At 73.1% G+C, this 14,631-nt stretch carries 10 protein-coding genes; 4 read left to right on the top strand and 6 right to left on the bottom strand.

Going from position 1 to position 14,631, the window contains the following annotated elements; translation table 11 throughout:
• Nucleotides 1-418 precede the first annotated feature (418 nt).
• The 3 genes from ABZ883_RS03410 to ABZ883_RS03400 all read left to right on the top strand — a co-directional run bounded on the left by ABZ883_RS03410 (nt 419) and on the right by ABZ883_RS03400 (nt 8,131).
• Nucleotides 419-2,314, top strand: coding sequence for an N-acetylmuramoyl-L-alanine amidase (locus ABZ883_RS03410; protein WP_360900708.1), 1,896 nt, complete (start codon nt 419-421; stop codon nt 2,312-2,314).
• A gap of 206 nt (nt 2,315-2,520) precedes the next feature.
• Nucleotides 2,521-5,301: an AAA family ATPase gene (locus tag ABZ883_RS03405; protein WP_360900706.1), complete on the top strand. Its 2,781-nt coding sequence runs from the start codon at nt 2,521-2,523 to the stop codon at nt 5,299-5,301.
• 64 nt (nt 5,302-5,365) lie between these two features.
• A complete protein-coding gene (locus ABZ883_RS03400) occupies nt 5,366-8,131 on the top strand; it encodes an AAA family ATPase (protein ID WP_360900703.1) in 2,766 nt (921 codons plus the stop codon).
• A gap of 41 nt (nt 8,132-8,172) precedes the next feature.
• On the opposite strand, the gene ABZ883_RS03395 is transcribed toward ABZ883_RS03400, so the two are convergent.
• The 6 genes from ABZ883_RS03395 to ABZ883_RS03370 form a co-directional block, all read right to left on the bottom strand.
• On the bottom strand, nt 8,173-9,006 hold the full coding sequence (locus tag ABZ883_RS03395; RefSeq protein ID WP_360900700.1) for an alpha/beta hydrolase: 834 nt from the start codon (nt 9,004-9,006) through the stop codon (nt 8,173-8,175).
• A 37-nt stretch (nt 9,007-9,043) separates the two neighbouring features.
• Entirely contained in the window at nt 9,044-9,520 is a 477-nt protein-coding gene (locus ABZ883_RS03390) for a cupin domain-containing protein (protein ID WP_360900697.1), read from the bottom strand.
• Between the two features lie 2 nt (nt 9,521-9,522).
• Complete coding sequence (locus ABZ883_RS03385; protein WP_360900694.1) at nt 9,523-10,527, bottom strand: alpha/beta hydrolase; 1,005 nt, start codon at nt 10,525-10,527, stop codon at nt 9,523-9,525.
• Between the two features lie 16 nt (nt 10,528-10,543).
• Nucleotides 10,544-11,350, bottom strand: coding sequence for an SDR family NAD(P)-dependent oxidoreductase (locus tag ABZ883_RS03380; RefSeq protein WP_360900691.1), 807 nt, complete (start codon nt 11,348-11,350; stop codon nt 10,544-10,546).
• Nucleotides 11,347-12,156 carry an alpha/beta hydrolase gene (locus ABZ883_RS03375; RefSeq protein ID WP_360900688.1) on the bottom strand — a complete coding sequence of 270 codons (810 nt, stop codon included), beginning with the start codon at nt 12,154-12,156 and terminating at the stop codon, nt 11,347-11,349. Before ABZ883_RS03375 ends, ABZ883_RS03380 begins: the two co-directional genes overlap by 4 nt.
• An 83-nt stretch (nt 12,157-12,239) precedes the next feature.
• Nucleotides 12,240-13,319: an MBL fold metallo-hydrolase gene (locus tag ABZ883_RS03370; RefSeq protein ID WP_360900685.1), complete on the bottom strand. Its 1,080-nt coding sequence runs from the start codon at nt 13,317-13,319 to the stop codon at nt 12,240-12,242.
• A gap of 318 nt (nt 13,320-13,637) precedes the next feature.
• Here ABZ883_RS03370 and ABZ883_RS03365 point away from each other — a divergent pair, with 318 nt between their 5' ends.
• Nucleotides 13,638-14,531, top strand: a complete 894-nt coding sequence (locus ABZ883_RS03365) for an alpha/beta hydrolase (RefSeq protein ID WP_360900683.1) — start codon at nt 13,638-13,640, stop codon at nt 14,529-14,531.
• Nucleotides 14,532-14,631 lie beyond the last annotated feature (100 nt).

Genomic DNA, 14,631 nt, shown 5'->3' with positions numbered 1-14,631 from the left:
GCCCCACCGGCACTCCGGACGCCTCGGCCACATCGCCCTCGCATAGGGCAAGTTGCTGAAACGGCCACCGGCACAAGGCCTGCCCGCGGGCCCAACGGCCGTCCGGATCGCGGGATCGGTGCCTGTGCCAACGAAACAGTGTGCTTGAATGCTGCGCGTGCCGCCGACCGGCTCCCGCCGACCAGCACCATGACAACGGTGTCGGCCCCGCGGCACGACAGGAACTTCGTGCGCACTCCTCCCGCCCACGCCGATGTGCCGGAATCCGCACCGGATCACGGCCGTCCGCGGCGCGGGCGGTGAGGTCGTGGCCGCACCTGGCACGGGATCAGACACCTGCCGGTCCCCGCGCCGTGTGTGCCGCGCGCCACACAGCAGTATCGGAAGGAATGCCTTGCACAAGCGAACAAGGAAGCGCGTGCTTCCGGCCGTCGTCGCCGGCGGAGCCCTGGCCGTGGGTGCCTTCGCACTCCTGCCCTCGACCGCGCTGGCCGGCCCGTCCGCCCCGGCGCAGCACCGGTCCGCCACCCAGGCGGACTTCGAGGCCGCCGCGGCCGAGTACCAGGTGCCGGTGTCCGTGCTCCTCGGCGTGGCCCGCCAGGAGTCCGGCCTCCAGTCCCACCCCGGCTACAGCAACAACGCCGGCTGGGGACTGATGAACCTCACCGACGCGACGCTGGAGATGCTGCAGAAGGGCCCGTCGGGCATACCCGCCCACTCGGACCTCACCTCGCCGGCCAAGCACCCCGAGCTGCACACCCTGCTCACCGCCGCGAAGCTGACCGGTATCCCCGCCGACGACCTGCGGCACAACCGGCGGGACAACCTCCGGGGCGGCGCCGCCCTGCTGGCGTCCTACCAGAAGCAGCTGACCGGCGGGACGTCGGACAACCCGTCCGACTGGGCCGGGGCGGTCGCCCAGTACAGCCAGATGGCCAACGAGAAGGCCGCGCAGTCCTTCGTCTCCGACGTCTTCGCCTCGATCCGCTCCGGCGTCTCCGAGACGACCTCGGAGGGCCAGCGGGTCAGCCTGGCGGCCGACCCGTCCGCCACCCCGGCCACCGGGCAGCTGTCGAAGCTCAAGCTGGCCAAGGCAGTCGGTCCTGCCACGCCCGCCGAGTGCCCCAAGTCGATGGACTGCCAGTTCGTCCAGGCCTCGTCCACGGGTGTCCAGGTGTCCAACCGGCCCGCCAACGGCATCAAGCTCACGCAGATCGTCCTGCACACCACCGAGGGCTCCTACGACGCGGCCATCCGGACCTTCCAGGGCCCGAACGCCACCGCCGCGCACTACGTGATGCGCTCCTCGGACGGCGCCGTCACCCAGATGGTGTCGGACAAGGACGTCGCCTTCGGTGACGGCAACTACGACAGCAACCTGCACTCGATCCAGATCGAGCACGAGGGCTTCTCGGCCTTCGGCGCGCAGTGGTACACCGACGCCGTCTACCAGCAGACGGCCAAGCTGGTGAAGTACCTCGCCGAGCGGTACGACATCCCCCTGGACCGCCAGCACATCCTGGCCCACGACAACGTGCCCGGCGGCAAGACCGCCGACCTGGCCGGCATGCACTGGGACCAGGGCAACGAGTGGGACTGGACGCGCTTCATGAAGAAGCTCGGCGCCCCGTTCGACGACGGCACCAGCGGTGCCGGCCCGGTCGGCAGCGTCGTGACCATCGCCCCCACCTTCGCCAAGAACCTCCAGACGTTCACCGTCTGCCCGGCCGACGACCCCACGGGCGGCACCACCGAGTGCACCCCGAAGACGGTCCCGGCGAGCTCGCTCTTCGTGCACCAGGGCCCGAGCGAGGACTCCCCGCTCATCCTGGACGCGAACGTGCACCCCACCGCCACCAGCGGCACGAACGACGTCAGCGACTGGAGCACCACGGTGCAGGCCGGCCAGCAGTTCGTCGTCGCCGACCAGCAGGGTGACTGGACCGCGATCTGGTTCGACGGCCAGAAGGGCTGGATCAGCAACCCCCAGGGCAAGAACACCGTCCCGACCACGGGTGTGCAGATCATCACCGCGGCCGGTGCGACCACCGCGCCGGTCTACGGCACGGCCTTCCCCGACCCGTCCGAGGTCCCGGCCGGCTGGGGCGCCGACCCGCAGAACCCGCTCACCGCGCCCAACTACGGCATCCCCGCGGGCCAGGCCTACGTCGCCGACCAGCCCCCGGTCAACGGCCAGGACTTCTTCCCGAGCCGGCAGGGCGTCGTCACCGGCGCGAAGCAGTACTACACGGTGCAGTTCAACCACCGCTACGTGTACGTGAACGCGGCCGACGTCACCGCCACCACGGCCTGACACCCGCACCGCTGACGCACCTCTGAACCACCGCAGGGCCCCTCGGCACCACGGCGCCGGCCTCCCCGGCCGCCCGCCCGCCGGGGGGCCCTGCCGCGTCCCGCCAGGGGACGAGCGCGCAACCACCGTCATGTGACGGTCGATTGCGTCGTCGTCACGCGCCTAGCGTGTTCTCACGTCAGGAACGCGATGAACAGGGGATTCCCATGGCGTGGCGCGGGGCTCGTTCCGCGGCGGGGCGGGCGATGGTCGGCCGCCCCGCCGAACGCGAGGCAATCGGGCGGCTGCTCGAAGCGGTGCGGGAGGGACTCAGCGGCGTCCTGGTGCTCGTGGGCGAGGCAGGGATCGGCAAGACGCGCCTGCTGGACCACGCCGCGGCCGAGGCCGGCGGCATCGCCCTGACCCGGCTGGTGGGCGTCGAGGCCGAACGGCCCCTCGGCTACGGCGCGCTGCACCGGCTCCTGCGGCCGCACCTCCACCGCACCGAGCAGCTCCCCGCCCGGCAGCAGGACGCCCTGAACGGTGCGTTCGGCCTGACCGACGCGCCGCACCCGGACCGGTACCTCGTCGGGCTGGCGACCTTGACCCTGCTGTCCGGCGCGGCGTCGGAGCTGCCGATGCTGTGCCTGATCGACGACGTCCACTGGCTCGACCCCGAGTCGGCCGCGACATTGGCGTTCGTCGCCCGCCGGCTCCACGCCGACTCCCTGGGCCTGATCTTCGCCGCCAGGGACGACCTCGGCGACCGGGGGCTGTTCGACGCCCTGCCCTCGCTTCGGGTCGGCGGGCTGCCCGCCACCGACGCCCGGGAGGTGCTGACCCGTGCCGTCGCCGGACACCTGGACCCGGCCGTCGCGGACCGGATCGTGACCGGCACCGGGGGCAATCCGCTGGCCCTCGTCGAACTGGCCGCGCACCTGGGCGCCGAGCAACTGGCCGGGGTCGCGCCGCTGCCCGAGCCGCTGCCGGTGAGCAGGCTGCTGGAGGAGCACTTCCGGCAGTCCGTCGCCGCACTGCCACCCCACACCCGGACGCTGCTCCTCCTCATGGCGGCGGCGCCGACCGACGACCCGGCGGTGGTCCGGCAGGCGGCGGGCGCACTGGGCCTGCCGGCCAGCGCCGCGGCCGCGGCCGTCGAGGCGGGCGTGCTGGAGCACGGGCCCGGCGCCGGGTTCCGGCATCCGCTGATCCGTTCCTCGGTCTACGCGGCGGCCTCCGGGGACGACCGGCGGCGGGTCCACGCCGCCCTCGAAGCGGCCAGCGACCCGACGCGCGTCCCCGACCGGCGTGCCTGGCACCGCGCCGAGGCGGTCCTCGGCACCGACGACGCGGCGGCCGCGGACCTGGAGGCCGCGTCGGACCGGGCCCGGGCCCGGGGCGGCTACTCCGCCCAGGCGCTGTTCCTGTCCAGGGCGGCCGAACTCACCACCGAGCCGGCCGGCCGCGCCGAGCGCTACCTCGGCGCGGCCCAGGCCCATCTGGCCTCCGGCGACCACGCCGCCGTGCACCCCCTGCTCGACCTCGCCCTTCCCGCCCTCGACCGGCCCTCCGCCCGCGCCCGTGCGCTGCGGATCCGGGCCTCGGCCGAGCTCTTCGAGACCCGCAACGACCGCGTCCCCGCCATGATGCTCGACGCCGTGGCCGAACTCGGTGACGCGGATCCCCGTATGACCCGTGAGCTGCTCTACGAGGCCATGCACGCCGGCGTCATCGCCCAGCACACCATGCACCGCACGACCTTGGCCGAGGTGGCCAAGGCCGTGATCGGCGCCTCCCCCGGCCAGGACGCCCCGGACTGGAGCCCCGACCGGCTGATCGAGGGCCTGGCCCTGCGTACCGCCTACGGCTACGAGAGCAGCGTCCCGGTGATCCAGGAGGCCCTGGCGACACTCAGCACGTCGGCCGAACTCCACGACATGGCCAGCCCGCTCGCCATCATCGTGGGCCTCGCGGCGGGCGACGTGTGGGACATCGACGCGTACGCCGGGATCGCCGGCCGGCTCGCCGCCGAGAACCGCGGCCAGGGAGCGCTGTACAGCCTGACCCTGTCCCTGACGGTCCAGGCGTACACCGAGATCTGGAACGGGCGGCTGACCACGGCCGACGGGCTCCTGGCCGAGGCCGACGACTACGCCGCGGCCATCGGCCTGGCGACGCAGGGCGATCTCAACAAGGCCCTGCTGTACGCGTGGATGGGCAAGGAGAGCGAGGTGCGCGCCGTCGCCGCGACCATGGACGCCGTCGCCGCGACGTTCGGACTGGGCATGCTGCGCCAACTGGCGCTCCACGCCCGGTGCGTTCTCGACCTGGGCATGGCGCGCTACGACGAGGCGCTGCGGCACGCGCTGCCCGCCTACGAGGAGGACTTCCCGTCGGAGGGCAATCTGATGCTGCCGCTCCTCGTGGAGGCGGCCGTCCGCGCGGGCGACCGGCACACGGCGGCCCTGGCGCTCCAGCGGCTCGAACACCGCGCGCGGCTGGCCGGGACGCCCTGGGCACTGGGCCTGCTGGCCCGCTGCCGGGCCCTGACCGCGGAGGACGCGGAGGCCGAGGGGTGGTACCGGGAGTCGATCGACCTCCTGGGCAGTGTCCCCCTCGCCGCGGAACACGCCCGGTCGCGGCTGCTGTTCGGAGAGTGGCTGCGGCGGCGCAGGCGCCGGTCCGAGGCCCGGGACCACCTGCGGGCCGCGTACGAGTCCTTCGACGCCTCGGGCGCGGCCCTGTTCGCCGAACGCGCCCGGACCGAGCTGCTGGCGACCGGGGAGAAGGCGCGCCAGCGCGTCCCGGAGACCCGGTCCGATCTCACTCCCCAGGAACGGCACGTGGCGCTGCTGGCCGCATCGGGACTGACCAACGCCGAGATCGCCTCCCGGCTGTTCATCACGACCTCGACGGTCGAATTCCATCTGAACAAGGTGTTCCGCAAGCTCGGCATCACCTCGCGCCGGCGGATCGCCGCCGCACTCGAGGGGCCCGCGAGCGGCTGATCCCCACCCGGCCGCGGCCGGGCGCAGGTGGACACGCGGCGCCGTCGACCGCATGATCGATTATGTGAGCACGACCAACGACCGGCGTCTCGTCGGGCGCGACGACGAACTGCGGTCCCTGTTCGGGCACCTGGACGCGGTCGATTCCGGAGGTCGGGCGATCGGGCTGTTCGGGGAGCCCGGGGTGGGCAAGAGCGCGCTGCAGGCCGAGGTCGTGGAGCACGCGCGCTCCACCGGGTTCACCGTGCTCACCGCGCGCGGCAGCCAGTCCGAGACGCACCTGCCGTTCGCCGGCCTCCATCAACTGCTGCGGCCCCTGCTCTCCCGCGCCGACCGGCTGCCGGCCCTGCAGCGCCACGCCCTGCTCGTCTGCTTCGCCATGAGCGACGCGATCCAGGTGCACCCGTTCTTCGCCTTCCTGGCGGTCCTGGAACTGCTCGTCGACGCGGCGGCGGACAGCCCGGTCCTGGTCTGCCTCGACGACCTCCACTGGATGGACCAGCCGTCGATCGACGCCCTGGCCTTCGTCTGCCGCCGGATCACCGGTGAGCGGGTGATCGTGCTGTGCACGTCGCGGCCCGAGGCCCTGCCGTTCACCGACCCCCACACGATCGAGTGGACGGAGCTGGACGGCATCGACGCCGCCGCGTCGGCCGAACTGCTGGACGCGCGGGCCCCGCGGCTGCCGGCGGCCGTGCGCGAGCGCGTGCTGCGGCAGGCCCGCGGCAATCCGCTCGCCCTGGTCGAATTCGCAGGCGCGCTGGAGTCCGGGCGGTACGCGTGGACCGAGTTCGACGAGGACCTGCCCATGACCACCCGCCTGGAGCGGGCGTTCGCCGTACGGGCCGAGCACCTCGACCCGGCCGTCCGCGCCGTCCTGACCGTCGCCGCGGTGGACGACGGCGACGACCTCGGCGACGTCCTCGCCGCGGCGGGCATCCTCCACGGTTCGCCGGTCGACCTCGGCACGGCGCAACCGGCCTTCGATCACGGGCTCCTGACCGTGACCGGCGAGCGGTACCGCATCGCCCACCCGCTGGTCGGTTCGGCCCTCCGGCAGGGCATGCCGCCCGCCGTACGCCGGGAGGCGCACGCCGCGCTCGCGCGTGTCCTGACCGGTCATCCGGACCGCGCGGTGTGGCACCGGGCCTCCGCGGTGTCGGGACATGACGAACGGATCGCCGCCGAGCTGGAACAGGCCGCCGGGAACGCCCAGCGCCGCGGTGCGATCGCCTCGGCCGCCGCATGGCTCGAACGGGCGGCCGCCCTGAGCCCGGACCCGCAGGCGCAGGCCGCACGCCTGCTCGACGCAGCCGAACTCGGCTACCAGCTCGGCCGGTCCGGCCATGTCGAGCAGATCAAGGCCCAGGTCGCGGGGATGGCGCTCCGGCACCGCGACCGGTCGCGGCTGGCGTGGCTCGAAGGCGTCTTCCACGACGGCTCCACGGGCGAACCCGCGGAAGTACGCCACCTGGTGGCCCTGGCCGAGCACGCCACCGGCGAACAGGACGTCGATCTCGCCATGCAGCTGCTGGTCGGCGCGGCCCGCAGAGTGTGGTGGCGCGATCCCGGTCCGGCGGTGCGGCACGAGATCGTCCGGGCCGCGGAGCAGGTGAGCCTGGCGGCCCACGACCCGCGGCTGCTGGCCCTGCACGCGCTGTGCGGCTTCCACGAACGGACGCCGATGGTGGTCGAGCAGCTCGCCCGGTGGCCGGCCGACGCCGACGGGCAGCCGGAACTCGCCGGCCTGCTGGGCATCGCCGCGTTCTGCACGGGCGATTTCCGCCACGCCGTCGGCTTCCTGTCCACCCCCGTCCGGGAACTCCGCGCCCAGGGCCGCATGAGCCTGCTCGCCGAGGCGCTCGCGATACGGGCCTGGGCCGAGGTCTACCTCGGAGTCTTCGACCCGGCACGCTCCGCCGACGAGGCCGTACGGCTCGCCGACGAGACCGGCCAGTCGCTGTGGGCCGCGACCGCGCGCATCGCCGTGGCCCTGATCGACGCGGTGCGCGAGGGCTGGGACACCCGCCACGCCCTGCTCTCCGAGGCCGAGCACGTGGCGCTGCGCACCCCGAACGCCGCGTCGTCCCTGCTGGCCGGCGTGCAGCTGGCCCGCGGCACCGCCGAGTTGGGCGCGAACCGGCACGAGCAGGCGTACGGGGAGCTGCACCGCGTCTTCGAGCCCGCCGACCCCGCGTTCCAGCGGATGCAGCAGGTGTGGACGCTCGGCTACCTGGCGGACGCCGCCGTCCGCACCGACCGGCGGGCCGAGGCGAGAACCGCGCTGGCCTCCATCGAACGGCTCGTGGGCGACGCCCCTCCCACGGGGGCGGCCATCGCCCTGGAGTACACGAGGGCGGTGCTGGCCGACCCCGCGTCGGCCGAGTCGCTGTTCCGGGCCGCCAGGGACGGCGCGGCCTCCCAACTGCCGTGGCACCGCGCCCGTATCGACCTGGCGCACGGCTCGTGGCTGCGCCGGCAGCGACGTGTCCTGGAGTCCCGCGGACCGCTGCGGGCGGCGCGGTCCGCGTTCGACGCCGTCGGTGCTCGCACCTGGGCGAACCTCGCCGACCAGGAGCTGCGTGCGACGGGCGAGCGCGGGTGGCAGCCCACGTCGGACCCGCGCGAACTGCTGTCGCCGCAGGAGACCCAGATCGCCGAGCTGGCCGCGCAGGGCTTGTCCAACCGCGAGATAGGGCAGCGGCTGTTCCTGTCGCACCGCACCGTCAGCTCGCACCTGTACCGCATCTTCCCCAAGCTCGGCATCGCCTCCCGCGGCCGGCTGGCCGCCGCGCTGACCCGCCACGGCGATCGGCCCCCGGCCGGTTGACCCCCGCCGCCGGGCGGCGGGCGTCAACCGGTGCCCGTCGGTCAGTCGGTGGCCCGGGCGGCCGCCTCGACGAGGTCCGCGACGGCTCCCGGGTGGGAGACAGCCACCGCGTGCGAGGCGCCCCGTACCGTCACGGTCCGGGAGTGGGCACGCTGGGCCATGGCTCGCTCGGCGGCCGGCGGGATGGCCTGGTCGGCGTCGGCGACCAGGTACCACGACGGGATGGTCCGCCAGGCCGGCGCGCTGCTGGGCGCGGCCAGCGCGCCCACGGCCACCGGGCGCTGCGCGGCCGCCATCAGGCGGGTCTCGCGGGCCGGCACGTCCGCCGCGAAGACCTTCCGGAAGGCGGCGGGGTCGATGTAGGCGTCCTGGCCGCCGCCGGGGAACGGCCGCACCACCAGGGACGACGGCAACTGGCTGCCCGGGTACTCGCTCGTGATCCCCAGGGCGCTCTCGCCCTGGTCGGGCGCGAAGGCGGCGATGTAGACCAGGGCCTTGACGTTGGCGTGGCCCGCGGCGGCATCGGTGATGACGGCGCCGCCGTAGGAGTGCCCGACCAGGACGACCGGTCCGGGGATGCTGTCGAGGACGCTGGAGACGTAGGCCGCGTCACCGGCCAGGTCGCGCAGCGGGTTCGCCGCGGCGAGGACGGGGTAGCCCTCGCGCTCCAGCCGGGTCACGACGCCGTTCCAGCTGGAGGAGTCGGCGAAGGCGCCGTGCACCAGGACGACCGTCGGCTTGGCCGTGTGCGCGGCGACGGGTGCCGGGGCGGAGAAGTGCGGCACGGCCTCGGAGCTCGCCGGGACGGCGAGCAGGGCCGCGGCCACCAGCGCGGGAATCAGCACGCTCCGGCGTCGCAGCGGGGTGTTCTTCATGTCAACCTTCCTTGCTTACTCAGTTATTGATGGAGTGTCAGAGCGTGGGCGGCGGCCCGGTGACGCGCAGCTTGAACGCCTCGGCCGAGCCCACGATCGAGCCCAGGTCGAAGGCCGGCGGAATGTCCCGGGCGTCGGTCACCGGCACACCGTTGGACCTGAACCACTCCTCGATGCCGGCCGGGCTGAAGACGACGGCGAGCCGCGCGCCCTCGGAACGGACCAGGTAGCTGTGCGGCACGCCGCGCGGGCCGAAGGCGACCTGCCCGGGGGTCAGGTCGTGGCGCTTGTCACCGACAAAGAAGGAGACCTCGCCGTCCAGCACGAACCAGAGCTCTTCCTCGTTCTCGTGCACGTGGTGCGGCGGCGCGTGGCCTATCGGGTCGGAGAACTCCATCACGCTCATCGCGTCGCCGGTCGCCCGGCCCGGGAGCACGATCCTGGCCTGCCCTCCGAGGAACCAGAACGGCTCGGTGTCGGACGTGGCTTCGAAGCCGGGGAAACTCTTGATCACGATCACTTCTCCAGATGCGGGGCGGGACGGCCGAGGAAGCCGAGCAGCATGGCGGTCAGTTCCTCGGGGTGTTCTTCGTAGATCCAGTGACCGGAGTTCGCGATGGTCACCCCGGTGACGTCGGTGGCGTACTTCTCCGCCTGCTTGCCCTCGGCGTCGCCGAGGCTGCCGGAGGCGCCGATGGCGAGCACGGGCATCCGCAGCGGGGTCTTCGCGAACTCCTCGTTGTCGTGGATGTCCTGCGGGAACACCCGGAACCAGGCGAGGCTCGCCGCGAGGTGGGCGGGATCGCGCAGGTAGTGCGCGAACACCCGGATGTCGGCGGGGCTCACCGCTCCCGGGACGCCCTCGAACCCGCCGATGAAGCCGGCGGTCCAGGCGACCTCGCGGCCCTTGATCATGTTCTCCGGCAGGCCGTCGGTCAGGTTGAAGAACCCGAAGTTCCAGACGCCGGGCCCCTGTTCGGTCAGCGAGGGGATCGTGTAGATGCCCTTGTCCGGGATCGGCGCCTCGCTGAGGACCAGCTTCTTCACCGTCGCCGGGTACTGCGCGGCGTAGGAGTAGGCGACCATCGTGCCGATGTCGTGGCCGACGATCCGCACGTCGCCGGCCTTGCCGAGCGACACCAGCAGCGCGTGCAGCTCGGCGGCCATCGTCTTCTTGTCGTAGCCGGAGGGCGGGGCGTCGCTCTGCCCCGCGCCGGGCAGATCGGGGGCGACGACCGTGTAGTGCTGGGCGAGGGCGGGCATGATGCCGTGCCACTCGTACCAGGTCTGCGGGTAGCCGTGGAGGAGCAGCAACGTCGGCCCGTGGCCGCCGATGACGTAGTGCAGGCCGATGCCGGCGACGCGGGTCTTGTGCTCGCTGAACCCCGCGGGCATCCGCTCGCCGGCGGACGAGGCCGACGCAGGGGCCGCGTTCGTGGTGAACGTGGTCACCCCCAGGGCGACGGCCACGGCGAGGGCCGCGCCGGCCAGCCGGCGGTTTCGGGGCAGGTGGAATCTCACTCGGGCTCCAGAATCATCAGAGGGTGTCGGTCATGCCGCCGTCGATGAGGAAGTCGGCGCCGGTGACGTTGCCCGACCGCCGGCCGGCCAGGAACACGACCAGGTCGGCCACTTCGGAGGGCAGGGTGAACCGCCCGGTGACCGCCGCGGCCGCGGCGGTGTCGGCGACGGCGTGCGGATCCAGGCCCAGGCTCGCGCCGACGGTCGCGGCCACCCCGTCCGCGCCCCGCCACAGCGCGGTCTCGACCGGCCCCGGGCTCACCGAGTTGACGCGCACGCCCTGCGGACCCACCTGCTTGGACAGCGCCTTGCAGAAGTTGGACAGGGCGGCCTTGGCGGCGCTGTAGTCGATGACCAGCGGATCGGGCAGCCGGGCGTTGACCGAGGAGACGGTGACGATCCGGCCGTCCCCGGTGTCGACGAGATGCGGCAGCGCGCTGCGGGTGGCGCGCACCGCGGCCATGAAGTTGACCGTGAACGTCCAGTCCCAGTCGGCGTCGGTCATGGCGGCGAAGCCCTCGACCCGCGGCCGCACCGCGCCGACGTTGTTCACCAGGACATCGAGCCCGCCGTGCAGTTCCACCGCGGCGGCCACCAGCGCGGCCGGGCCGTCGGCAGTGGCCAGGTCGACCTCGACGACGGTGAGCTCCGCCCCCTGCTTGATCAGGTCGTCGAGTTCCTCCGTGCGCTTCCTGGTCCCGGCGACGACCCGGGCCCCCGCCCTGAGCAGGCCCTGCGTGATCGCCAGGCCGATGCCCCGGCCGGCGCCGGTGACCACCGCCCGCTGCCCCTCCAGGCCGAGGTCGTGGGAGGGAGCGGTCACCGCGAGCCCTCCAGGCCCTGCCGCCGCAGCCAGGACAGCGCCTCGTCCGCGACCTCGCGCCAGCCGCTGTCGACGGTCAGCGAGTGCCCGCGGTCGGGGAAGGTCATGAAGTCGGTGACGGCCTCCGAGTGCCGGTACTGCTTGAGCGTCGCACGGGTGACGGCCTCGGGGACGGTGTGGTCCTTGCCGCCGGACATCAGCAGCAGCGGGCCGCGCCCGGAGTTCTCGGTGTCGACCTTGGCCGGCGAATGCGGGTTGAAGTTCGCGGCGGCGGCCTCGAACAGCGGCTTGCCGGGCGCGGGAATGGTCCACTGCGCGAACAGGGCGTCCGACTCCTCCTCGCTCACGGCGTTGCCGAACGCGAAGCGGAACTGCTCGGCGCTCAGGGACACCGCGCGGTGCTTGTTCGCCGGGTTCTTGAAGACCGGCAGCGTCGACCGCAGCGCCGACAGCGGCAGCGGCAGGACCCCCTTGATCTGCGCCGCGTCGATCGCCACCGCGGCCGCGGCCAGGTCCTGGCCGAGCAGCTTCTGGGCGATCATGCCGCCGAAGGAGTGCCCGATGAGGATCGGCAGCGTGTCCAGGCCGCGGATGATGGACGCGTAGTGCTCGACGACGTCGTCGATGCCGTGGTCGGCGATGCTCTCGGGGTTCTGCCGCGCCTCCTCCACGGTCTCAGGGTCACCGGGCCAGCCGGGTGCGGACGGGGCGTAGCCCTCGGCGCCGAACAGGTCGATCCACGGCTGCCAGGACGTGCTGTGCAGCCACAGGCCGTGGATGAAGAGGACGGGGGTGGGGCTGGTCATGGCCGTCGGGCCTTTCTCGCGAGCGGAAACGATGGGTGAGCGGGCCCGGTCGGTCGGGACCGGGCGGAGGATCAGGAGGGGCGTCAGGGGCGGGTGCCGAACGGACCCAGCGTCCCGGCGTCGATGCGGAAGGACTCGACGAGGGCGGCCGCGTTGTCGAGCGTGAACACGTCCGCGGCCGCGAGGACCCCGGTGTACTTCGCGGCGACCGGTGCGGCGGCCTGCGCCGCCACCGCGTCGAGATAGGTCTTGAAGATCGCCCACGAGTTGCCCAGCGGGCCGTACTTGTCGAAGTAGGGCGTGGGGTCCAGGTTCATGGCGGCCCGGGTGGAGGCTTCGAGGTCGGCCATGTAGGCGCGCTGGAGGTCTCCGTCCGCGCGCACGCCGAGCCGGCCGAGGTGGCCGCCGACCAGGGTCCGCCACGGGTACCCCATGGCGATGTCGTGCGCCCGCAGCCAGGCCGGGATGTCCTGGGAGACCGCGAGGTTCTTGAACGGCACCCAGCCCGGGTACAGGATGTCGACGACCATCAGCGTCCGGTGCTCGGGCGCGTGGATGAAGATGTTGTCCGGGGAGTGGTTCGGGCCGTGGTAGGCCAACTCCAGCCGCTCCCCGCCGACATGCAGCGTGTAGCGGTCCTCGAAGGTGACGGTCGGCGCCGGGCGGTTCGGGTCGGCGGCGCGCAGCAGCAGGCGCCGGCACTCGGCATGCCCGATGCGTACGACGTCCTTGCCGAAGATCGACGAGGCACCCACGTGGTCGGCGTGCGAGTGCGAGTGGACGAGATGGGTCACCTTCGCCGGGCGGCCGTTGGCCCGGGTCACGTCCGCGATCGCCCGCAGCAGGTTGTGGCCGATGGTCGGAGGGGCGTCGACCAGGACGACACCGTCCCGGGTGCTGAGGAACATCGCCTGGTAGAAGCCGTCGGTCACCCAGTAGAGGTGTCCGTCGATCCGGCCCACGAAGTAGCCCGCGTCGTTGAGTTCCGGCCCGGTCGCGGCGGGCGGGACCGGCGCGAAATCAGGAAGCCCGGGGGTCTCGGCCGCGGCGGCCGCAGCGCCCCCCAGGACCCCGCCGGCCAGGGCGGCGGCCGCGGGCAGCGCGGCAGCCGTGCGCAGCAGGGACCGGCGGTTCGCCGGGGCATCCCAGGATGTCGTCTTCAAGACCGGCCTTTCAGGATCGGGCGATCGCGGCGGACGTCTCCCCGGCCGGGCCTGGGCTCGGCCTGGACATCGATGTCAGCGGAGTTCCTCGCGATCATGGGCACGACCTGCAGGACACCACCGGGCCCGGCCCGTTCGCACCGGGGAAAGACCCCTGTCCCGGAACGCCCCGTCTCCCCGGCACGGCCTGGGGACCGGCCCCGGTGCGAAGCGGGGTGCGCCGTGCTGAAGTCCCCTCCGGGACGCACCCGGAGCGACGGGAGACGGCCGACAACCGGTGCGGGTCCCGGCGCCCCACCCCGAGGAGGAGACCCGACCATGCCGTCCACCGGATCCGCCCTGACGGACCACCGAGGTGAACCGCTGACACACGGCCGCACGTCGGTCAACGGCGTCACCCTGCACCATGCGATCGGCGGGACCGGTGAACCGGTGATCCTCCTGCACGGCGTCCCCAAGACGATGTTCTACTGGCGCCGCCTCGTGCCATTTCTGACGCGCCGTCACACGGTCGTGGCCGTCGACATCCGCGGCTTCGGCGATTCCGACCGGCCCGTCGAGGGGTACGACACCCGGACGATGGCCGCCGACGTCGCCGAGCTCGCGAGCAGCTTCGGCTTCGACACGTTCCGCGTGGTGGGCGAGGACTGGGGAGCCAACATCGCCTACGCGACGGCCGCGTTCCACCGCGCACGGGTCACGCAGCTGGTCTTCCAGGAGACCCGCCTCCCGGGCCTGCCGGCCGAGGCGTCCGACCTGCCGGACCAGCCCGACGACCCCCGGAACAACTGGCACCGCGCCTTTTTCGCCCTGCCGCACTACCCGGAGTTCCTGCTCGCCGGGAAGGAACGCGCCTTCTGGACCTACTTCATGAAGCGCACGATGGGGAACCCCGCGGCCTTGTCCGATGCCGACCTGGAAGAACTGATCGGCTGGGTCACGCAGCCGGGCGCGACCCACGCGATCCTCGCGCTGTACCGGTCCACGCGGCTCGACGCGGCACAGAACCAGCCCCACTACGACGACCCGATCACCTGCCCGGTGCTCGCCGTCGGCGGGGAGGCCTATTTCGGCGACGAGGTCGGACGGCAGATGGGCCAGGTCGCGACAGACGTGCGCAGCGTGGTGATCGACGGCGCGGGCCACAACATCGCCCTGGAGCAGCCCGCGCGCCTGGCGGACGCGTACCTGGAGTTCTTCGGCACGCGATGACCCGCCGCCGGACCGGCACCCGGGCGCGATCGCCCCGAGGGGGCAAACGGCCTGGTCCCGGGAGCCGTGCCGCATCCGCTCTCGGGACCGAACCCGAGAC

This window comes from Streptomyces sp. NPDC046977, from assembly GCF_040644455.1.
In the GTDB taxonomy this organism is placed as follows: domain Bacteria; phylum Actinomycetota; class Actinomycetes; order Streptomycetales; family Streptomycetaceae; genus Actinacidiphila.
The sequence above is the reverse complement of the archived record's forward strand: the minus strand, read 5'-3'. Positions and strand labels throughout refer to the sequence as shown.

Bases quoted from the DNA above. Each gene is read 5' to 3' on its own strand.
- ABZ883_RS03405 (WP_360900706.1), top strand. From the start codon at position 2,521: ATGGCGTGGCGCGGGGCTCGTTCCGCGGCGGGGCGGGCGATGGTCGGC.
- ABZ883_RS03395 (WP_360900700.1), bottom strand. From the start codon at position 9,006: ATGAAGAACACCCCGCTGCGACGCCGGAGCGTGCTGATTCCCGCGCTG.
- ABZ883_RS03375 (WP_360900688.1), bottom strand. From the start codon at position 12,156: ATGACCAGCCCCACCCCCGTCCTCTTCATCCACGGCCTGTGGCTGCAC.
- ABZ883_RS03365 (WP_360900683.1), top strand. From the start codon at position 13,638: ATGCCGTCCACCGGATCCGCCCTGACGGACCACCGAGGTGAACCGCTG.